The 20,105-nt window shown below is 65.8% G+C and carries 16 protein-coding genes and 1 pseudogene; 10 read left to right on the plus strand and 7 right to left on the minus strand.

Annotation, left to right across the window (positions count from 1 at the left end):
* Positions 1-128: 128 nt before the first annotated feature.
* The 6 genes from QNJ30_18075 to QNJ30_18100 all read left to right on the plus strand — a co-directional run bounded on the left by QNJ30_18075 (position 129) and on the right by QNJ30_18100 (position 5,760).
* A complete protein-coding gene (locus QNJ30_18075; GenBank protein MDJ0945381.1) occupies positions 129-1,265 on the plus strand; it encodes a PotD/PotF family extracellular solute-binding protein in 1,137 nt (378 codons plus the stop codon).
* A gap of 85 nt (positions 1,266-1,350) precedes the next feature.
* Complete coding sequence (locus QNJ30_18080; GenBank protein MDJ0945382.1) at positions 1,351-2,406, plus strand: ABC transporter ATP-binding protein; 1,056 nt, start codon at positions 1,351-1,353, stop codon at positions 2,404-2,406.
* Entirely contained in the window at positions 2,403-3,314 is a 912-nt protein-coding gene (locus QNJ30_18085; protein MDJ0945383.1) for an ABC transporter permease, read from the plus strand. The genes QNJ30_18080 and QNJ30_18085 overlap by 4 nt, the downstream gene beginning before the upstream one ends.
* Positions 3,311-4,117, plus strand: a complete 807-nt coding sequence (locus QNJ30_18090; protein MDJ0945384.1) for an ABC transporter permease — start codon at positions 3,311-3,313, stop codon at positions 4,115-4,117. The genes QNJ30_18085 and QNJ30_18090 overlap by 4 nt, the downstream gene beginning before the upstream one ends.
* Positions 4,114-5,151: a 2-oxoglutarate and iron-dependent oxygenase domain-containing protein gene (locus QNJ30_18095; GenBank protein MDJ0945385.1), complete on the plus strand. Its 1,038-nt coding sequence runs from the start codon at positions 4,114-4,116 to the stop codon at positions 5,149-5,151. The genes QNJ30_18090 and QNJ30_18095 overlap by 4 nt, the downstream gene beginning before the upstream one ends.
* A gap of 177 nt (positions 5,152-5,328) precedes the next feature.
* Entirely contained in the window at positions 5,329-5,760 is a 432-nt protein-coding gene (locus QNJ30_18100; protein ID MDJ0945386.1) for a hypothetical protein, read from the plus strand.
* 25 nt (positions 5,761-5,785) lie between these two features.
* Here QNJ30_18100 and QNJ30_18105 read toward each other — a convergent pair whose 3' ends face one another.
* Positions 5,786-6,301, minus strand: a complete 516-nt coding sequence (locus tag QNJ30_18105) for a hypothetical protein (GenBank protein MDJ0945387.1) — start codon at positions 6,299-6,301, stop codon at positions 5,786-5,788.
* Between the two features lie 566 nt (positions 6,302-6,867).
* Here QNJ30_18105 and QNJ30_18110 point away from each other — a divergent pair.
* Positions 6,868-8,013, plus strand: coding sequence for a TAXI family TRAP transporter solute-binding subunit (locus QNJ30_18110; GenBank protein MDJ0945388.1), 1,146 nt, complete (start codon positions 6,868-6,870; stop codon positions 8,011-8,013).
* Between the two features lie 57 nt (positions 8,014-8,070).
* On the opposite strand, the gene galE is transcribed toward QNJ30_18110, so the two are convergent.
* The 5 genes from galE to QNJ30_18135 form a co-directional block, all read right to left on the minus strand.
* A complete protein-coding gene (gene galE, locus QNJ30_18115; GenBank protein ID MDJ0945389.1) occupies positions 8,071-9,063 on the minus strand; it encodes a UDP-glucose 4-epimerase GalE in 993 nt (330 codons plus the stop codon).
* A gap of 182 nt (positions 9,064-9,245) precedes the next feature.
* Positions 9,246-10,190, minus strand: a complete 945-nt coding sequence (locus tag QNJ30_18120; GenBank protein MDJ0945390.1) for a glycosyltransferase — start codon at positions 10,188-10,190, stop codon at positions 9,246-9,248.
* Between the two features lie 34 nt (positions 10,191-10,224).
* On the minus strand, positions 10,225-11,598 hold the full coding sequence (locus QNJ30_18125; GenBank protein MDJ0945391.1) for a lipopolysaccharide biosynthesis protein: 1,374 nt from the start codon (positions 11,596-11,598) through the stop codon (positions 10,225-10,227).
* Between the two features lie 95 nt (positions 11,599-11,693).
* Positions 11,694-12,731: a hypothetical protein gene (locus QNJ30_18130; GenBank protein MDJ0945392.1), complete on the minus strand. Its 1,038-nt coding sequence runs from the start codon at positions 12,729-12,731 to the stop codon at positions 11,694-11,696.
* Between the two features lie 262 nt (positions 12,732-12,993).
* Positions 12,994-14,553: a sugar transferase gene (locus tag QNJ30_18135; GenBank protein MDJ0945393.1), complete on the minus strand. Its 1,560-nt coding sequence runs from the start codon at positions 14,551-14,553 to the stop codon at positions 12,994-12,996.
* Positions 14,554-15,051: 498 nt separating this feature from the next.
* On the opposite strand from QNJ30_18135, the gene QNJ30_18140 reads away from it, so the two are divergent.
* On the plus strand, positions 15,052-15,357 hold the full coding sequence (locus QNJ30_18140; GenBank protein ID MDJ0945394.1) for a hypothetical protein: 306 nt from the start codon (positions 15,052-15,054) through the stop codon (positions 15,355-15,357).
* 293 nt (positions 15,358-15,650) lie between these two features.
* Positions 15,651-16,391, plus strand: a pseudogene (gene uppS, locus QNJ30_18145) (polyprenyl diphosphate synthase).
* Between the two features lie 121 nt (positions 16,392-16,512).
* Here uppS and QNJ30_18150 read toward each other — a convergent pair.
* Positions 16,513-17,196: a YjbF family lipoprotein gene (locus QNJ30_18150; protein ID MDJ0945395.1), complete on the minus strand. Its 684-nt coding sequence runs from the start codon at positions 17,194-17,196 to the stop codon at positions 16,513-16,515.
* 94 nt (positions 17,197-17,290) lie between these two features.
* Between QNJ30_18150 and QNJ30_18155 the strand changes: the two genes are divergently transcribed.
* Positions 17,291-20,098, plus strand: a complete 2,808-nt coding sequence (locus QNJ30_18155; protein ID MDJ0945396.1) for an SLBB domain-containing protein — start codon at positions 17,291-17,293, stop codon at positions 20,096-20,098.
* The last annotated feature ends 7 nt before the right edge of the window (positions 20,099-20,105 follow it).

Consider the following 20,105-nt stretch of genomic DNA (forward strand, 5'->3'; position numbering starts at 1 on the left):
TGGAATCACCACGTAAATCGTGGTACTTTCATCACAAGCAAAAGGCAGGCTTGCGCTTCGTTCTGGCGGGCGCAGGATAGCTGTCAAAGGTCCGCAAGCGACCTCAGTTGAGCAGGGAGACCGACACCATGAATTTCGACCGACGGGACTTTCTCGGCCTGTCCGTGGCCGGCGGCGCCTTGGCATTGGCCGGCCCCTTGGCTCGCAACGCCAGGGCGGCGCGCGAGAAGGAGCTGAACATCCTTTGCTGGGAGGGCTACAACTCCGACGAGGTGCTGGATCCCTTCCGGCGCCAGACCGGCGCCAAGGTCTCGGCGGAAAGCGGGACCTCGGATCCCGACATGATCAACAAGCTGCGCGCCGGCGAGGTCAACGTCTGGGACGTGATCAACGTCAACCAGCCCTGGGCGCGCGAGCAGATGTGGCCGGAAAAGCTGATCAAGCCGCTCACCAAGGAGCGCTTCGAGCCCTTCTTCGGCGACATGATGGCGCCCTTCGACAAGGGCTACAAGTGGTCCTACGCCGACAGCGGGGAGCTGATCGGCATCGTCCAGCGCTTCGGCCCCTTCAACTTCGTGGTCAACACCGACAAGGTGAGCCGCGCCACGGCCGAGGACGAGGGCTTCGACCTCTTCAACGAGGCCTCCAACGCCAAGAAGTATGGCATCCTCACCTACGACAATTGGAACATCTATCACATGTGCGTCGGCGCCGGGGTCGACCCCTTCGCCAAGCACAGCCAGGCCGAGATCGACGCCTTCGAGAAGATCGCGCGGGCCTGGTTCAAGGGCGCCAAGCTGCTGACCGACGACCTGGTGGCCATGAACCTGGCCCTGATCAACGGCGAGATCGACTTCTACCTGACCGGCGGCACCTACACCGCCTCCCCGGCCCGCCTGGACGGCGCCACCAACATCCGCGGAATCACGCCCAAGCGCGGCCCGATGAACGGCAAGGGCGGTATCGTCTGGGTCGAGGTCACCTCGGTGGTGAACAACCCGCAGGTCTCGCCGTTGGCCGAGGACTTCTTGGCCTACGTGCAGGAGCCCGAGGCCTGCCACGCGGTGGCCTTCGCGGAAGGCACCTACAACCCGGTAACACAGATGGGCAATCCCAAGGTCTTCGAGCGCTTCAGCAAGGACGAACTGGACGCCATCCAGTGGGACAGCCTGGAAGAGGAGATGGCCAACTCGGTCGACTACCAGATCAACCCCGACTACGAGGTCATGGACAAGATCTACAACGCGGCCAAGCGTGAAGCCTAGACCGGTTTGATCGGGGGGACGGCAGGGGAGGGCCGCCTATGGCGGCCTTCCCTTCATTTCGCGGCGGCGGGGAGAAAGCCTAGCGATGCCTGAGCCTATCCTGCGGCTCGTCGGCGTGAAGAAGCGCTTCGGCAGCTTCGAGGCGGTGCGGGACATCGACCTCGACATCGTCGAGGGCGAGTTCTTCACCATCGTCGGCCCCTCGGGCTCCGGCAAGACCACCCTGATCCGCATGCTGGCCGGGCTCGAGGCGCCGAGCGAAGGCGACATCCTGCTGCGCGGCGCGCGGATCAATGAGCTCTCCGCCAACCAGCGCCCGACCTGCATGGTCTTCCAGTCCCTGGCCCTGTTTCCCCACAAGACGGTCGGTCAGAACATCGAGTTTCCCTTGAAGATGCGCGGCGTCGACCCGGAAGCGCGCCGGACCCGCTGCCATCAGCTGATGGACCAGCTACGCCTGCCGCGCGACTTCTACGGCAAGTCGGTCAAGCAGTGCTCCGGCGGCGAGCGCCAGCGGGTCGCCCTGGCCCGGGCCCTGGCCTTCGACCCCGAGATCCTGTTCTTCGACGAGCCGCTCTCGGCCATCGACTTCCGGCTGCGCAAGATGCTGGAGAAGGAACTGAAGGACATCCACAAGGACACCGGCAAGACCTTCGTCTACATCACCCACTCCCTGGAGGAGGCCATGGTGATGTCCGACCGCATCGGCATCATGCGGGCCGGCAGCCTGGTCCAGGTCGGGGCGCCGGACGAGATCTACAGCCGGCCGGCCAGCCGCTTCGTCTCGGAGTTCATGGGCGAGGTCAACGTCCTGGAGGTCGAGGCGAACGGGCAAGGGCTCTACTGCGCCGGCCTTCAGACCGTCCTCCAGGCCCCGGCGGCGGAGGGCTTCGAGAGCGGATTCCTGGTGATCCGGCCGGAATACCTGCGCTTCCTCGGCGAGGGCGAGAGCGCCGACAACCGGGTCGAGGGCGTGCTCTACAACGAATACGCCCTGGGTTCGCGGATCCAGTACCAGGTCCGGGTCGGCGGCCAGGTCTTCATCGTCGAGAAGCTGCGCGAGCAACGCTACCGCGGCGACCTGGACGACCGGGTCACCATCGGCTGGGACGCACGCGACAGCGTGCTGGCGCCGGAATGACCGCCCTTGGCCAGGACCTGTCGGTCTCCGCCGCGCCGCCGCGCCGCGGCGCCTGGCCGGCCTGGCTGCGCAGCCCGGGCGTGCTCTGCGCCCTGCCGATGCTGGTCTTCCTGGCGCTCAGCTTCGCCGCGCCCCTGCTGACCGTGCTCGGCTACAGCTTCCTGCCGCCGCGGACCTTCGACTTCGGCCAGGGACTGACCCTTGAGAACTACGCCGACGTCCTGGCCGAGAGCTACTACTTGTCCTTCGCCAAGTCCCTCGGCCTGGCCCTGGCGACCGTGGCCCTGCTGCTCCTGGTCTCTTGGCCGATCGCCTACGGCATGGCCAAGATTTTCGGGGCTTGGGCCAATTGGCTCACCCTTTTTCTCGTCATTCCGCTCTTCGTTTCTGAAAACATTCGGCTCTTTGGCTGGGTTCTCTTCCTGATCAAGGGCGGGGTGCTGCTCGGCGGCCTGGAGACCTGGCTGGGCATCGAGTCAGACGGCCTGATCTACAACGTCGGCGCCATCATCCTGGGCCTGGTCTACGTCTATCTGCCCTTCATGCTTTTCCCGATGGTCCTGGGCATCTCGATGATTCCCCAGGACGCGACCGAGGCCGCCGAGGACCTGGGCGCCTCGCGCTGGCAGGTCTTCCGCGAGATCGAGCTGCCGCTGGCCATGCCGGGCCTCCTGATCGGTTGCCTGCTGACTTTCATCCTTTCGTTGGGGTCCCTGGCCGAGTCCAAGATCCTAGGCGGCCAGGCGGTGATCATGATCGCCGACGAGATCGAGACCGCCTTCACTTTCGGCCAGAACTGGCCCCTGGGCTCGGCGCTCTCGGTGATCCTGATCGTTTTCTCCGGGACCCTGGTGATCACCCTGCTGCGCTGGCTCGACCTCGACCGCATCCTGGGGCGCCGGACATGACCCGGCGTCAAGCCAAGCGGCTGACCCACGGCCTGATCGCGGTCTGGACCGCCGCGATCCTGATCTTCCTCTACCTGCCGATCCTTTGCGTCGGCCTGGCCTCCTTCTCCAAGGCCCGCTACTTCCGCTTCCCGATCCTGCGCTACGACACCACCTGGTACGAGAAGGCCTTCTCCTCGCTCAGCGTGCGCGAACTGGTCTCCACCTCGCTGACCATCGCGCTGCTGGTCGCCCTGACCTCGGTCCTGCTGGCCTTCTTCGGCGCCCTGGCCTTTGCCCGCTTCGACTGGCGCGGCCGGCGGCTCTACCAGCGGATCATCCTGCTGCCGATCTTCTTCCCCCAGGCGGTCCTGGGCCTGGCCCTGCTGATCTGGTTCTCCTCGGTCGGGATCATCCCGGACTGGCGCACGGCGGTGATCGCCCACCTGGTGTGGATCACGCCGATCGTCACCCTCGTGATCTCGATCCAGGCCTACAGCTTCGATCCGGCCCTGGAGGAGGCGGCCTTCGACCTGGGCGCGAGCCGCTGGCAGACCCTGAAGGAGGTCACCCTGCCGGTCCTGGCGCCGGGCGTGATCTCCGGCGCGCTCTTCGCCTTCCTCTTGTCCTGGGGCAACTTTCCGCTGTCGCTCTTTACCACCGGCGCCGACCAGACCGTGCCGGAGTGGCTCTACGCCAAGATGGTCTCGGGCTATACGCCCCTCGTGCCGACTCTGGGGGCCTTGACGACCACCGGGGCGGCGCTGATCCTGCTCCTCGGTTACACCGTGTTCATGCTGACCAGACGGGTGCGCGGCGCATGACACCGCGGGAGAAGATCCAGCTGGCCCGAAGCCTGCGCGGCAAGAGGCTGGCCCTGGAGGCGGTCCCGGTCGTCGACTTCGGACCTTTCCTCGCCGGCGATCTCCGGGCGCGCCGGCGGGTGGCCGAGGAGATCGGCCGGGCCTGCCGCGACATCGGCTTCTTCTACCTGAAGAACCACGGCATTCCCGAGGCCCTGGTCGCGGCCAGCTTCGCCGCGGCCAAGCGCTTCTTCGACCAGCCGGCGGCGCGCAAGCGGGAGATCGCGATCGAGAACTCCGCCTGCCACCGCGGCTACTTCTCGGTCGGCGGCGAGAACCTCGATCCGGAAAAGCAGACCAAAGACGGGGACCTTAAGGAGGGAATCAAGATCGGCCGCGACCTCGGCCCGGCCCATCCGCGGGTCAGGCAGGGCTTGCCGCTGCATGGCCCGAACCAGTGGCCCGGCGGCCTCCCGGGCTGGCAGGAGGCGATGCAACGCTACTTCGATGCCCTGGAGGCTCTCGGGCGGCAGATCATGCGGGCCTTCGCGCTCGCCCTCGGCCTTGCGGAAGAGCACTTCACGCCGCTGCTGAGCGAGCCCATGACCACCCTGGGCCCGCTGCATTACCCGCCGCAGGGCGGGCGGATCACCGAGAAGCGGATCGGTGCCGGGGCCCACACCGACTTCGGCTGCCTGACCATCCTGGCCCAGGACCCGGTCGGCGGCCTGCAGGTCCGCAACGCCGCCGGCACGTGGATCGACGCGCCGCCGATCCCCGGGACCTTCGTGGTCAACATCGGTGACATGATGGCGCGCTGGACCAACGACCGCTTCGCCTCGACCTATCACCGGGTGATCAACGCCTCGGGCCGGGAGCGCTATTCCATGCCCTTCTTCTTCGACCCGAACTTCGAAGCCGAGGTCGCGGTGCTGCCGACCTGCTGCGGCCCAGACGATCCGCCGAAGTACCCGCCGACGACCGGGGGCCAGCACCTGCTGGACAAGATCAACGAGACCTTCGAGTACCATCGGGAGAGGCCCCAGCCTCGCTGACGCCGCGCAGCGGCAGGACCCGATCGCGGCGGGAATCGTCTCTGGGGACTTGACCGGACCTGGGCATCGGAGCGAGGTTTCTGGCCGGTCGGCCGCCGGCACCCCGGTGCCCCGGATGTCGGCCGACGGCAACAGTGTGATCGCGAGGCCGCGCAGCCTCGCCGCAGGGGGCAGATCTTGGCTCAAAAGGAGGTTCGCGGCGTCGTCCCGGTCAATCCAAAGCTGCTGCAGCGCGGCAGCCCTTCCGATTATCACGAGTTCATCTTCCAGTGGCTCTGCTACGAGCTCGAGCTCCTGGGCGCCGAAGGGGCGCTGACGCCGGAGCGCCGGGCCGCCGCCAAGCGCCTGGTCGCCTATGTGGAGCGCCTCTCCAGCCGGCACGTCGGCTTTGGCATCGTCCTAGCGACCCGGCGCTACCTGCCGCACGCCCGCTTCGACTGGCTACGCTTCGAGAAGGAATTCCGCAAGATCGTCCTGCGATCCCTCGACGACCTCAACGCTAAGAAGAGCCGTCTCCTGCGTGACGGCAATCCGGACGATTTCGTCTTCCACGCGGTGCGGGTGCTGCTCGACGAGGCGACCCGCGAAGCCGTGGTTGCCTGGGAGTAGCGCGCGCCGTGGCGGCTCGATGGTGTCAGCTGTCCTGGTCGTCGGGCCAGTCGCGCATGCGCGCCGTCTTCGGCTTCGGCGCGGCCCAGCCCTCGCAATGCCGCAGTTCGTGCTCGAGCAGCTCCTCGTCGCCCTTCGGAACCGCGACGATGCACCAGGGCCGCTGGCCGGCCCTCAGCTCGTGGTCCCTCGGCACCACCGAACAGGCGTGGTAGGGCGACAAGGTCACCACCGAGAAGACCGCGGAGACCGGGGAGCGCGTGCTCGCCAGCTCAAGGCACTTGCCCCAGGCGGTCACGGAATACTCGTAGAGCGTGATGTCCATGTTGTTTCGGTCGCGCGGCTCGGCGATACCGGAGATCAGGCGAGCCCTCGGCCCTTCCGTCAGGGGCATTGGTGCGACGCAGGCCGTCAGCGCGATCAGACCGGCCATCGCGAAGGCAGTCAGGCTCATGGTTGCAGCGCGGCGGCGCTCTGGAACCACTTGGTCGGAACGGTCGGTCTGTGTCGAGGACTCTCCCTGGATCGAATGGTCTGCCATCTCGTAGTCGTCCCTTCGGTCGCGTCGATCGAACAGCGGAGGACGACAAAGCCGTAGCTGGCTCGGCTTCGTCGTTGCCGGCCGAATGTTGGAAGGAGGATGGTAAACAAGTCTTTTACGCGCCCTTGACGCTAAGGGATTACCACCTCAGCGACGCGATCCTGCTTGTACGATCTCGGTGAGGATAGCGTGTCGAAGAAGTGTCGTTGGCCCAGCGGGATAGCCGCCGAAGGCGCTCTCAAGGCCGCGGCGCGCCGACTCGATTCAGGTTTGGGCCGCGTTTCCTGCACCATCAGAGCGTTGGAAGTCCTGGCATTTCAATTCATGAGGGCTGTGTCGGGTCGCTCGACGGTTGTACAGGCAGCCCCTGTGGGCGGTAGCGGAACGCGGCTCGGATGATCACAGAAAACAAAGAAACTGGGCCAAGTTTACCCTAAAGGAACTACCTCTGACGCGAATTATCCTTTGATTAAAAATCCTTAACGGATTGCTAGGGCGGATAGATATTGTTCTCGGGGATCTTTCTCCTAAAATGACGCGCGTTGGGTCGCCCACCGGAGGTTGTCGTGAATCTTTCCCGAGTCGTTACCGTCGCCACCAAGGTCCTTGGCATTCTCGCCCTATCCGCTCTTCTGACGCCCCAGGGCATGGCGCAAAACAGTCTGACCGAAGCCAAGCAGGAACGGAACCGAAGCACGGTCAGCGTCATAGGTGGCGGCATCTCCGGCACCTACATCCGCTTCGCCACGGACTTGGCTAACGTCTTGGACGACACCGAGACCAACCAGCTTCGGGTCTTGCCGATTGTCGGGCGGGGCGGCGGTCAAAACGTGCTCGACGTGCTGTTCCTGAAGGGTGTCGACATGGGGATCACCCAGCAGGACCATCTGACCTTCTTCAAGCAGGAGAATCCGGCGGTCTACGGCAGTGTCGACCGCTACGTGCACTACATCACGAAGCTCTACAACGCCGAGTTCCACCTGGTGGCGCGCAAGGAGTTCAAGAAACTCGACGACCTGCGCGGCAAGACGGTCAATTTCTGGAAGCCCTGGAGCGCCACCGACATCGGGGGCCGGACGGTCTTCAAGCTGATGGGTATCGACGCCAACATCATCAACATCGACACCCAGCTGGCGCTGGAGAAGATGAAGACGGGCGAGGTCGCCGCCACTAGCCTGCTCGCCGGCGCGCCGGTCAAGGGCTATAAGGACCTCCTTTCCGAACAGGGCCTGCATTTCATCGGCGTCGACCCCAGCGACCCCAGGTACAGCAGGCTCCTGGAAGTCTACCTTCCGGCCTCGCTCAAGCACGAGGACTATCCAGGGCTGATTCCCCAGGGCGAGGCGGTGCCGACCGTGGCCAGCGGTGCGGTTCTGGCGGTCTACAACTGGCCGGAGAACACGGCCCAGTACCGCAAGCTGTCGCGTTTCGTGAAGAAGTTCTTCGACAACTTCGAGAAGTTCCGCAAGGAGCCGCGGCATCCGAAATGGCGCGACATCAACCTGGCGGCGGAGGTGCCCGGCTGGACGCGGTTCAAGCCGGCGGAGGAGTGGCTGGCCACGAACACCAAGGCGCCGACCAGCGAGCTTAAGACCGCCTTCAACCGCTTCCTGGCCAGCTTTCAGCAGTCTTCCGGCGTGCAGAACATCTCGGACCAGCAAAGGGAGCAGCTCTTCGAGGAGTTCGTGCGCTGGTACAACACTCAGCGCTAGCGGGGCACTGGCCGCGCCTGCGAACCTTGAAACGCACGCTGCGAGCGGCCCGCTGAGCTAGGGATCACCGGCGAGCTTGCGTTCCCAGGCCAGCGCGTCGCGCACGATACCGTCGAGGTCTTCGTGGCGGGCCTGCCAGCCGAGCTGCTGGCGGATCATCGAGGCGTCGGCGACGATCTCGGCGACGTCGCCGGGCCGCCGCGGACCGCTCCGGACGTTCAGGGCGAAGCCCGCGACGCGTTCCACCGACTCCAGGACCCGCTTGACCGAGTAGCCGCGGCCGTAGCCGCAGTTCAGGGTCAGGTTCCGGCCGTTCTCCTCGAGGTCCCGAAGGGCCGCCAGGTGGGCGTCCGCCAGATCCGTCACATGGATGTAGTCGCGCACGCAGGTGCCGTCCGGCGTCTCGTAGTCTTCGCCGAAGATCTCCATGGAGGGCCGCTTGCCTGCCGCCACCTCGCAGGCGACCTTGATCAGGTGGGTGGCGCCGGGGGTCGACTGGCCGCTTCGTCCCTTGGGATCGGCGCCGGCGACGTTGAAATAGCGCAGCGCGGCATAGGACAGATCGTGGGCGGCGGCAACGTCGCGCAGGATCCACTCTGTCATCAGCTTCGAGGTCCCATAGGGACTGGCCGGCAGGGTCGGCGCGGACTCCGGGACCGGCCCGTCTCCGACGCTGCCGTAGACCGCCGCGGTCGAGGAAAAGACGAAGCGCCCCACGCCGGCTTCGACGCAGCATTGGATCAGGCCGCGGCTCTTGCAGGTGTTCTGCAGGTAGTACTTCAGGGGATCGGCGACGGATTCCGGGACCACGATGGAACCGGCGAAATGCATGACGGCGCCGACACCGCGGTCTCGAACCGTCTTTGCAACCAACTGCGGGTCGCCGATGTCCCCCTCGACGAAGGCGGCCGCCGGGGCCACGGCATCGCGACGGCCGGTCGAAAGGTCGTCGACGACCACGACAGGGTAGCCGGCCTCCAGCAAGGCGAGGACCACGTGGCTGCCGATGTAGCCCGCGCCGCCGGTGACCAGGACCGTATCCCGGGTCATCGGCCGACCCTCGCCGCCCGATATCCGGCGCTCCGGACATGACTCCTGCCGCCGGCCTCTCTCGCGTCGCGGCCGCCCGCGCCGGCAAACCCTGAGCCCGCCGGGCGAACTGAGATTTCGAAGGTCGTTGCGCGGCGCGGCGCGGCGGGAACGCAAAGGTCTTGCCGTGGTCGCATCGTCGGCTATCTCCTTGCTTCTCGGTCAGCGATCAGGGTCTCGAGGTGCGCCTCGACGCCGCTGTCGGCGATCACCCTCGGCCAGGTGAAGGGGCAGGGGTCGGGGACCGCGCTTTCTGCAATCTCTTCCGGCTCCGGCGCCGAGGCGAAGGTGTCCCCGGAGGTCACCGTCGCAAGGATGTTGTAGCGCCGTATCGTCGCCAAGTTCATCGGGCTGTCGTTTGCCAGGATGGGCCGCCCGAGGGCCGCATATTCGATCAACTTCGTCGGGGTCTGAAAGCAGTGCGGACGGTGTGACGGAAAAAAGCTGATCGCGACCTTGCTCTTCATCACGAGATCGAAGGCTTCGGCTTGCGGAACCCGGCCGGTGAAGACGACGTTCTTCCGGTCCATGAACTGCCGGACGATGTTCTCGTCGGCGGGACCGATCAGCAGAAACCTTCGGCCGCGAGGATAGCGGCGGAGGAAGGACTCGATCAGCACGTCGATCTGCCGTTCCCTGGACACGGTGCCGATGTAGACGAAGTCGTAGTCGGATACCTGCGGCGCCGATCGCCTGGCATTCTCGACCAGCGCCGAACGCACGCCCATGTCCAGGAAGAGCTCCGGCACACCGTCGGAGAATCCGATCAGGTCGCTCATGACCTCGTTCTGGATGATCCGCAGGTCTGGCTTGAAGTTGAGGAGCTTCTTCAGTCGGTCCTTGAGCGGGGCGAGCGCGCCGACGGACAGGGACCGGTAGTCGTGGATCGTCGCCAAAGCCGGTGGTGCCGGTCGGGGATAGAACCCCATGATGACCCAGAGGATGGTCCGAGCCGGGTCGCCTTGCCTCCTGTACTGGCTCAGCGAAGACTCCCGTATCTCGTAGGTGCCGGAGAAATAGTCCCGGTAGCCGTCGATATCCGGGTAGATGGCCTTGCCATCATGTATGAAGTTTATGATGTAATCCATTGATCAGGAGCCTTTATCCGTCCTGATTTCAATCTTATCGCGTTTGTACGACGACTCTCCGCCGGGCCTTAAGGAGGCAGAGTACCGTCGGGTCGATGGCGAGGTGGCGGATGGCGAAGCCCCGGATCCACATCGCCAGGGCGACCTGGCCGAGGGCGCTTCCGATCGCGGCGCCGAGCGGGCCCAGGACGGGGATCAGCAGGACCTGCGCGCCGACCATGGCCACCCGCGTGATCCCGAGAATCTTGAGGTGCTTGGTCTCGTGCCCGGTCATCGTCAGCAACACGGTGGCCGGCCCTGACAGGATCTGGATCGCGAAGCCGGCGGAAAGGACGGCGAGGATCACGTGGCCCTCCGCGAAGCCGGAGCCGAAGAGGCCGAGGATGAGGTCTCCCGCGAAGAACACGACGAGGAGGCCAAAGCCGGCAGGCAGGAACAGCAGCGCGCAGATGGTCCGGCAGATCTCCTGAACTTCATGGCGGTCGCCGGCGTGATAGGCCCTGGAGATCATCGGCGCGGTCAGCACGTTGGTCGTTGCGAAGAAGATGATGAACATCGTGGCGACCTTGAGGGCGACGAAGTAGGTTCCGGTTTCCTCCGGGCCGTAGTAGAGCCCGAGCACGACCACGTCGGAGCTTTGGCTCAGGATGCCGAGCACCCCCAAGCCCCAAAGGCCAAGACTGACGCTGCGCCAGCCGGGGATGTCCAGCTCGGCCTCGACGCCCGGCGCCTGGCGCTGCGCTTCGCGGAGGATCTTGATCGCCTGCGGGATCAGGAGGATGAGCCACAAGGCGCCCGATATCCAGAGAACGAGCTCGGCCGAGAGCCGCAGGCTGCTGCCGATGAGGTAGAGCAGCACGATGACCATGAAGCCGCGGTGGAAAATCTCCGTCGGCAGCATCGCGCGGGCGACGTATCCCAGGGCGCGCATCGCGGCACTCTGGAAGGCGGAAAGCGCGGCGGGGATGGTGAGGAACGCGGCGGCATAGAGGTAGCCGATGTCCAGTTCGGGCTTCGCGAGCTTGGCGAGAAACAAGGTCGAGAAGGCCAGGCAAAAGATGGCGCCGGTCCCGAGCAGGACCGTGACGTAGCTTCGGACTAGGGCGCCCTTGGCGCGGGCCGGATCCAGCTTGGCCTGAAACTGCGACCAGAAGCGCAGCAGCGCCGTGCTCTGGCCGCAGTTCGCGACGATCCCGAGAAACACGGTGAGGCTGATCGCGAAGCCGTAGCGACCGTATTCCGCTTCGTCGACGCTGCGGGCGAGCAGGATCAGGAAGAGGTAGCTGAGGATGACGGCCGTCAGCTTGATGACCGCTGCCGTGCTGCCGTTGGTCAGGAAGTAGCGAAACAGCGAGACCGGCGCTTTCGGCGCCGCGATGAGATCGCTGTCTGCGGATACCTGCGTCATGCCTGGGTCTTTCATGTCATTCGCGGCCCGAGGGTGATCGGGCCTGTCGGATCTCTAGGGCAGGCCCATCCCGCAACGCCTGCGCCGGGACGCAGTCACGGGAACCTTGGCGTGGCAGACCTCTGACGGTCCGCCTGCGCCAAGCGTCGGCGCGGTAGGGTGACGCTCAGTACCAGCAGTGCGGCGAGGCCCAGACCTCCAAGCGAGGCCGCGGTCAGGAGAATCAGGGGCTCAAGCCCGCTCGGCTGAAGCGGAGGGACCGGTGCCTCCAGAAGGACGGCGCCGTAAGGCTGCTCGGTCTGGGACAGCATGAGCTCGCGCTCCTGGTCGGCGAGCAGCGAGATCAGGGACTCGCGATAGATGTCGATCCGTGACTGGCCCAGCCGATCCTGCAGATAGTTTATGTTGTTGCTCAGCGAGGCGTTGCGTTCCTCGCGCATCAGGGCGCTGGTTTCCTCGAACAGCCACAAAAGGATCTGCGCCAGGTGTTCCGGATCCTTGCCCGACAGGGACACCGAGCGCATGGCGCCCCGGCTCAAGGGCGAGACATCGAGATTCTTGCGCAGATAGACCTGGACCTCCTTGGCGCGAGGCGGCTCCCAGTCGGGATATCCGAAAAGGGACCGGGCCAGGGCCTTGGCCCGAAACGCCAATCCGCCCGGGCGGTTCCAGGCCTGGCGCTCCTGGTCCCAAAGAGGTGAGAACAGGATCCGGCCGACCTGATGCTTTTGCTCCAGGATCTCGGCCACCCTGTGGGTGTGAAGCAGGACGATGAATCGCTCGAACTCCTCCGGCTGTCCGCCGCCGAAACCGCTCAGCAGCGGGCTGTCGTCCGAGAAGCTGTAGCTGTTGCCGTAGAACTGTACCTTGTTCAGGGCATCGTCGGTGATCGGCGCAACGATCATGCTGGCCGTGTAGGTCGGGCCCTTGAAGTTGACGACCGTCAGGGCGGCCAGCAGTGCCAGGGCGCCGCCCGCCAAAAGGAAGTGCCAGTTCCGGAGCAGATCTTTGACGATCAGGTCGAGCCTCAGCCCCTCGCCGGTCGCAGCCTTGGGCTTCGGCCGGACCGGCTTTGGCGGCGGGGGCGGCGAAGCGCCGGATGGTCTGCCTGCCTTCAAAGATTCAATCGCCATGGGCTTGGTGTCCTGGAGGTGCGGTTGCGCGGACTTTCGACAACAGGATTCTGCGATCATCAATCATGCACAAAGAAAGTGCAATATAACTTCTAGCAAAAATTGGATTACCAAAGTAAGGGCCAATATTCGCCTCAGATATTGTTACCGTTAAGCCAACCGCCGACCCCTAGGCAGCCGCGCTGCTCGACTTCTTCCTGGCGGCCTGGAAAGCCTGGACGCCACCCGGTGGCGAGGCCGCCATCCGGTCGGCACTTCGGCGCTAGGAGTGAGCGCGGCCGCGACCGAGCAAGAGCCGAACCGTCTTGAGCAGGATGACGATGTCGGTCCAGAGGCTCCAGTTGCGCAGGTACCAGCCGTCCAAGCGCGCCCGGTCTGGGGGCTGGGCCCTGCCTCGACCGCTGATCTGCCACAGGCCGAAGAGACCCGGCCGCGCCGTCAGGTAAGTGTGAAGGTTGCCGCCATAGTCGCCAACCTCGCGGCGCAGCAGCGGTTGCGGACCGACAAAGCTCATGTCGCCCATGAGCGCGTTCCAAAGCTGCGGAAGCTCGTCGACCCCGGTCAGCCGGAGGAGGCGACCAAGCGGCGTCAGCCCGGGCGCGCCGGCTTCGAAGGCGGCGTCCCCAAAGGCCGGCTCCTCCCCGGAAAGCTTGGCATTCGCGCTTGCCGGCTCTTCCAGGGAGCTGCCGTGCGTCGTCCGGAACTTGATCAGCCGGAAGATCTTACCGTGACGGCCGATGCGCTGCCGGGTGACGAAGACCGGGGCGCCGTCCAGGCAGCGTATCAGGACGGCGGCCGTCAGGAGGACCGGCGAGGTGACGATGAGGGCGCCTGCAGCCGTAAGAACGTCGAAGCAGCGTTTCAGGAAACGCCACTCCGGCCGCATCAGTCGGTTCTGCATCCAGACCAAGGCAAGGTCGCGCTTCAGCAGCACCTGCGTTGCCGCACCCTCGACCGCGAGCCCCACCGTCGGAAGCGCCACGCCGACCGTCGGACAGAGGCTGGCCAGGGTCGGCACCAGCTTGTCGACGGCGGCAAACTGCTCGGGCGGCGGCGCGATCAGGATGACGTGGTCGCGGAACCGCAGGAACAATGCCGCCAGGGGATCGTCGGTGACGAGGACGGGCACCTCTCTGCCGGCGACGACGGCCGTCTCGGGCTTGTCCTTGGAGTCCGGCTCCGACAGCTGGAGGATATGGGTCACGTCAAGGCCAAGGTCTTCGTCTTGGGCGACCGCTCGGGCGACCTCCCGCGCTCGCCCGCCGCCGCCCAGGACCACTGCCGGACGGCGCCACAGGCCGCGCCGTTCCAGATGGCGGCGCAGTCCGAGACGCCCTGCCAGCAGGAGCGCCGCCACCATGATCCACATTGCCAGCAGCGCCGGAAGCTGCAGGGCGCCCGGCAGTCCCTGCCAAGACGCCAGGGCCTCGGCCGCGACCAGTGTGCCGGAAACGAAGGCGAGGTCCCCGAGCCGGTCCCAGGACGAGCGGCGCCGGAGATAGTGGCCGCGGAACCAGAAGTACCACACCGCCACCGCGGCCCCGGCCAGCGCGAGGACCGACGACAGAGCGACGGCTTCGCCGGACGGAAACGGCTGTTGGAGTTGTTGGAAAGAGCCGGCCGGCCAGATACCCAGACCGCTCCAGTCGATCAGCTGCAGTGTAGGGCGCGCGAGCCCGAGGCCGCACGCAATAATCGCAAAGTCCGCCGCCAGGATCTGCCAGTCGACCTGCGCACCCTTGGTGCTTACGGATCCTTTCGGTGCTTTGCGAAGGCTGGTGGCCGAAGCCACCCCCGCCAGAGTCCTTCGCAACTCGGCCATCGTCCGAGCCCCTCCCTGTGTAAAGTCTCATCCCCCAATGAGCCATCTTTTTCTTTTACGGAAAATTAGCACTAATGCTTCGGCTTGTCTCCAATGAATCTTTCCGGATTGAAGAATTTATTTCCGAGGCCAATCTCAAAAGAGCTGCGAAGACAGCTCCCCTTACGCGGGCAGTTTTGCCGCGGTCGGCTCCGTAGTTTCGAGGGGTTAGTTCGGTGGCGACAGAGTTGGAATGAGTCTAACGCATTGAATAGAGACGAAAGTGCTCTCGGGATTCGGTGCCACGTCCCACATACGACGCGGCCCAAACCGGCGTTTTCCCGCAACGACCGGAAGGCTCTTGTATCACTCAAATGGGGTATAGGCGCGCCGGTCTCGCGTTAACCATAAGCGTGCCTGGGCAATAAACATTGCCCCCTGGTTAACGTTTTCACTTGAAATCGGATAAAATTGTGGGCAACTTAGTTCCGGAGATACCTTTAGAGGGGGCTCAGGATAATGGTTAACAGAATTTTGCTGTCGGGCTTTGCAGCCGCTGCTTTGGCGCTGGGTCCGGCACTGGCGATGGCGCAGGATGCCACGGTGAAGAAGGGCAGCCTGGAGGCGGCGGGTTCCGGGTCGGCGGCCACCGTGCAGCAGGCTCAGGATGTTTCCGATGGCGAGTTCGAAGGCGCATTGATTGCGGCGCCCTTCGTCGTCGGCGGCGGCGTGGCGGCTGCCTTGCTCCTCGGCGACGGCGGCAGCGGCGGCAACAACAGCTCGTCCACCACTTCGACCTCGACCTCGACGGCGACCTCCGACTGAGCGGTCGAACACACCGGTAACGGATCGAGGCCGGGCGCCTGAAGCGGTCGCCCGGCCTTTGGTGTTTGCATCAGCCCCGCCGCCTGGCCGGCGGCGCCGTCTTGCGACCGGCGCCCGAGCCTCGGCGGCTTTTCGACACCGCCTTAAGGCCTTGTTAACTCCGTCCGTGAAGCCTTAGCGGCGACGGGGGACGACGGGTGACATCGACAGCGGCAGACAAAGACGGCGACGGGCGGACCAGGGTCTATCCACCGGATCGGAGCAACGGGCAGGGCTCCGAACCGCGCGCCGCGCCCCGCCATGTTGGCCTGATCATGGACGGCAATGGCCGTTGGGCCAAGGCCAAGGGCCTGCCCCGTGTCGCCGGGCACCGCCAAGGGGTCGAGGCCCTGCGCCGCAGCGTGAGCGCGGCGATGCGGCTGGGATTGCGCTATTTGACCGTGTACGGCTTCTCGACGGAGAACTGGCGGCGCCCGACGGAGGAGGTGCAGCACCTCATGGCGCTCCTGCAGCGGTTCCTCCACAGCGAGATCGGGGCGCTGCGCCGTCAGGGTGTCCGGTTTCGGGCCCTCGGCGATCGGGAGCGGTTGCCGCCCGGGATCGGCGAGCTCCTGGCCGAAGCGGAAGCCGCTACGGCGGCCCAGGAGCGGCTCGATCTGATCGTCGCGTTGAGCTATGGCGGTCGGCAGGAGCTCCTGTCGGCGGCCCGGCGCTTGATCGCAGCCGTCCTGGAGGGAGGGCTGGCGCCGGACGAGATCGACGAGACGCGCTTCCGCGGCGCGCTCCAACTGCCGGATGTACCGGATCCCGAGATCATCATCCGCACCAGCGGCGAGCAGCGCCTCTCAAATTTCCTGCTTTGGCAGGCAGCCCACAGCGAGCTGATCTTCGTCGACTGCCTCTGGCCCGACTTCGGCGAGCCGCAGCTCGCAGCGGCCCTCGAACTCTACAGGCAGGGTCCGGGAGCTGAGATCGGAGGGTCTGCGCCGCGGGGCTGCGGGCTCGACAGGCTCCTGAAGGAGAGGGCGGGCTGACCGCCCGGAACCGCGTCGCATCGGCGCGTTGCAATCCAAGCTGCAGACGCGACCCACAATTTGACCGAGGGAGTCCGGCGCCGGCTCGCGGCGGTCGCCGCCGAGACGCTCGCTTCGAAGGTTACCGGGCAGGGGGCTTGAGCAGCTCCATAACGACCGGCGGCATGTCGGGGTGGAAGTACTGGACGCTCTTCCAGACCAGGCCGTACTCGGGGTCGATCCAATAATCGTTCTCGAACCGCCAGTCGATCTCCCGGGCCCGGCAGGTCTCGCGGATGTGCCGGGTGTCCCACTCGAGCTCAGCGATCACCACGGCCTCCGGCCCGAGGTCCTTGAAGCGGGAGCCGATCATGATGCCGTAGCGACTGGGCGCGTCGAGGTCGAGCAGCCGCCGGAACGCGGCGGCGGAAGCCCCCCGTGCGCCAGTGCCGAGCCCGGGTAGGGGGTCTTCGTCCAGGAGCCTGCTGCGGCGGAGGTTGCCTTGCAATCCCGCCGTCTGGACCAAGCGGCCGCCGCGGGTGACCAGGCTTTTGCGGTCCGCCGTGATCCAGTGATAATTGCCACCGTTAACTTTTCCCAAAATAATTAATGATCTAGGCCCTTTGCCGATCTTGGCGGCGATAGAAGCATATGGTATAGAATTGACCTTATCTCGACTTATGGGGGCTCCTTCTTGACCGCCAATAATTAGGCCGAAACTTTCGCTCGCTGATTCAACAGTTTCCGAGCAGGCCGAAAGAAAGAAGCTTGAAACGGTCAACAAAGCGTGGCGTCGGGATAGGGAGAATGGGGGGGAATTGGTCATGTTTCTACATGGTCCGAAGTTCTGGCGATCGGCTAATGGTAATGGTGCTTCCCGCGTCGCAAGGCTGATACTTAGCTTCGCCATATTGGCGGTCTTGCTTCCTCCTGTCGACTACGCGATCGCGCAGTCGATCAGCGATGAACTGAGGCGCCTCGATCCCTCACTGCAGCAACGTTTCGGCGGGACTCAGCAGCCCCTGCTCAACGAGACGACCAGGGAGATCGTCTCGCCGGTCGACTCCCTGGAGCTAGAAGGCCGGGTCGACACTCAGCTCGGCTACCCGATGCTGCCTGAGGAGCACTCACGCCTCGAGGAGGACTACGCCGAGCGGATCTCCGTGCAGGCGCCGGAGTTCGGCAAGAGGCCGCTTGAGCAGTTCGGCTACGGGCTCCTGGGCAGCATGTCGGGCCTGCAGGAGCCGGGCACCGGCGGGGCGATCAACGACAGCTATCGGCTGGGCATCGGTGACGAGCTGATCGTCACCTTCCGCGGCCAGAGCAACGAGAGCTATCGCACGGCGGTCGACCGCGAGGGCCAGATCTTCCTTCCGAACATGCCGCCGGTGCCGGCGGCCGGCCTCAGCTTCGGCCAGTTCCGCGAGGAGCTGGAACGCCAGGCGGAAGTCACCCTGCTGCGCACGGACGTCTTCGTCTCGCTGGGGCGGGTGCGCAATTTTCCGGTCATGGTGCTGGGCCAGGTCAGGCAGCCCGGCGTCCACCGCATGACCGGCGTGGCCAGCGTCTTCGACGCCATCGCGGCGGCCGGCGGAGTCCAGAAGTCCGGCTCGATGCGGCACATCCAGCTGATCCGTGGCGGCCGGTCCTTCGGGGTCGACCTCTACGACCTGCTGCTGACTGGCCAGCTCGACGAAGACCTCGCCCTGATGGAGGGGGACCGGGTCTTCGTGCCGCCGATCGGCAAGACCATCGGCATCGCCGGCGACGTCCAGCGTCCGGGGATCTACGAGGTCAACGGCCGGGCCGACGACATGAGCGTCGGGGAAGCCGTCGACATGGCCGGCGGCACCTTGCGCCCCTCGGGCTACCGCTACCTCGTGATGACCTCCGACGTGGAGGGCGGCGACACGGTGGTCGAGGTCGAGGATCCGCAGGGCGCGCCGGTGCGGCGCGGCGACATGATCCTGGTCGCCAAGATGGGTTACTCCTGGGAAGGCGCCTTCTTCGTCGACGGCCACGTCTCGGTGCCGGGCCCGCGCTCGCTGCGCTGGGACCGGACGGTCGGCAGCGTGGTCAACGCCTCGGACATCCTGCGCGAGAATCCCTACCTGCTGTTCGCGGCGCTGGAGACGACGGATCCCGTGACCAAGGCGCGGCACCTGGTGCCCGTGGACCTCGGCCGTATTGCGGCCGGGCAGTCCGACGTGCCGCTGAAGCCCAACGATCGTCTGATCGTCCTCGGCATGGACGACATCCGGTTCCTGTCGTCGGCGGCGGTGCAGGCGGTGATCAACGGCGAGAACCCCGATGAGGTCATCGCGGGCGAGCTCCTCGGCGGCGTCGGGATGCGGGGCGGTGCTTCGGACGGCGGCAGCCTCTCGGCCCGCGACCTGCGCGAGAGCGAACGCTCCGGCTTCGCCCCCTCCGAGCTCGGCCGCGTCGGCGTGGATGCCCGGGGCAGCTTGGCGCGACCTGCCGGCTTGACCGCCGGCTCCGCCCTCGGCAGCGAGACCTCGATCTCCGGCTTGACCGGCTGCAAGGGCCTCTACAGCCTGGCCTCGGTGGTCTCGCGCAGCCGCTCCGAGCGTTTCGCCAAGGCGCGGCTCTTTCTCAATCCCGAGACCGAGGACGCGGTTCCGGTCAGCGGGCCCTGTCCGGAGATCTTCGACCGCTATCCGAACCTGCTGCCCTTCGTCCTCGACTACGTCGTCGCGGTCCAGGGCGAGGTGCGCATTCCGGGCGTCTATCCGGTCGCCCCTGGGACCTCGGCCGGCTCCGTGGTGCCGGTCGTGGGGGGACTGACTCCTGCGGCCGACCTCGGTCAGATCGAACTCTCCCGCTTCGAAGTGACCGAAGACGGCTCGAGCCAGGCCTCGGTGCGCAATACCATCGACGCCCGCAAGGAGTCGCTGGCCAGGGTGCCGCTGCAGCCCGGAGACATCGTCCGCTTCAATCCCCGCTTCTCGCAGCGTGACGCCGGCAGCGTGTTCCTCTCCGGCGAATTCAAGCGGCCCGGCGTCTACACGATCCGGCGCGGCGAGAGGCTCTCGGAGATCGTGGCGCGGGCCGGCGGCCTGACCATGGAATCCTATCCCGAAGGCTCCGTCTTCACCCGGATCCGTGTGCAGGAGCAGGAGCGACGGGCGTTCCAGCGGGCGGCCCTCGACCTGGAGTCGGGCCTCGCGGAGGCTTTGGCCAGCGGCAACATCCAGCAGAAGGGTGACACCGACCCGCAGGCGGTGGTGATGGCGGTGCGCGATCTCGCGACCCGGCTCCGCCAGACCGATGCCGTGGGGCGGGTGGTCGTCGAAGCCGATCCCACGGTGCTGGATGCACGCCCCGAACTGGACACGATCCTGGAGCCGGGCGACCGGCTGCACGTGCCGAAGCGGCCGAACCACGTGACGGTCAGCGGCGAAGTGCTCAACCCCGGAACCATTCAGTTCCGCTCCGGGAAGGCGGCAGACGCCTACATCAAGGCGGCCGGCGGCACCCAACAGGCCGCCGACGAGGGCCGGATCTTCGTGGTCCTGCCCAACGGCGAGGCACAACCGCTCCAGGTCTCGTCGTGGAACTACGACGCGGTGCAGATTCCCCCCGGTAGCACCATCGTCGTGCCGCGCGATCCGAAGCCGTTCGATTTGACGGCGTTCTCGGTGACCGTGGTGGACATCCTCAGCAAGCTGGCAATCTCGGCAGCCTCGCTGGCGGTCATAAACAGATAGGCATGTT

This window comes from Kiloniellales bacterium, assembly GCA_030066685.1.
In the GTDB taxonomy this organism is placed as follows: Bacteria; Pseudomonadota; Alphaproteobacteria; order Kiloniellales; family JAKSBE01; genus JAKSBE01.

Excerpts from the sequence above, each read along its gene's own strand:
- QNJ30_18075 (MDJ0945381.1), top strand. The coding sequence starts at position 129 with ATGAATTTCGACCGACGGGACTTTCTCGGCCTGTCCGTGGCCGGCGGC.
- QNJ30_18080 (MDJ0945382.1), top strand. The coding sequence starts at position 1,351 with ATGCCTGAGCCTATCCTGCGGCTCGTCGGCGTGAAGAAGCGCTTCGGC.
- QNJ30_18085 (MDJ0945383.1), top strand. The coding sequence starts at position 2,403 with ATGACCGCCCTTGGCCAGGACCTGTCGGTCTCCGCCGCGCCGCCGCGC.
- QNJ30_18090 (MDJ0945384.1), top strand. The coding sequence starts at position 3,311 with ATGACCCGGCGTCAAGCCAAGCGGCTGACCCACGGCCTGATCGCGGTC.
- QNJ30_18095 (MDJ0945385.1), top strand. The coding sequence starts at position 4,114 with ATGACACCGCGGGAGAAGATCCAGCTGGCCCGAAGCCTGCGCGGCAAG.
- QNJ30_18105 (MDJ0945387.1), bottom strand. The coding sequence starts at position 6,301 with ATGGCAGACCATTCGATCCAGGGAGAGTCCTCGACACAGACCGACCGT.
- galE (MDJ0945389.1), bottom strand. The coding sequence starts at position 9,063 with ATGACCCGGGATACGGTCCTGGTCACCGGCGGCGCGGGCTACATCGGC.
- QNJ30_18120 (MDJ0945390.1), bottom strand. The coding sequence starts at position 10,190 with ATGGATTACATCATAAACTTCATACATGATGGCAAGGCCATCTACCCG.
- QNJ30_18125 (MDJ0945391.1), bottom strand. The coding sequence starts at position 11,598 with ATGACGCAGGTATCCGCAGACAGCGATCTCATCGCGGCGCCGAAAGCG.
- QNJ30_18130 (MDJ0945392.1), bottom strand. The coding sequence starts at position 12,731 with ATGGCGATTGAATCTTTGAAGGCAGGCAGACCATCCGGCGCTTCGCCG.
- QNJ30_18135 (MDJ0945393.1), bottom strand. The coding sequence starts at position 14,553 with ATGGCCGAGTTGCGAAGGACTCTGGCGGGGGTGGCTTCGGCCACCAGC.
- QNJ30_18140 (MDJ0945394.1), top strand. The coding sequence starts at position 15,052 with ATGGTTAACAGAATTTTGCTGTCGGGCTTTGCAGCCGCTGCTTTGGCG.
- QNJ30_18150 (MDJ0945395.1), bottom strand. The coding sequence starts at position 17,196 with ATGACCAATTCCCCCCCATTCTCCCTATCCCGACGCCACGCTTTGTTG.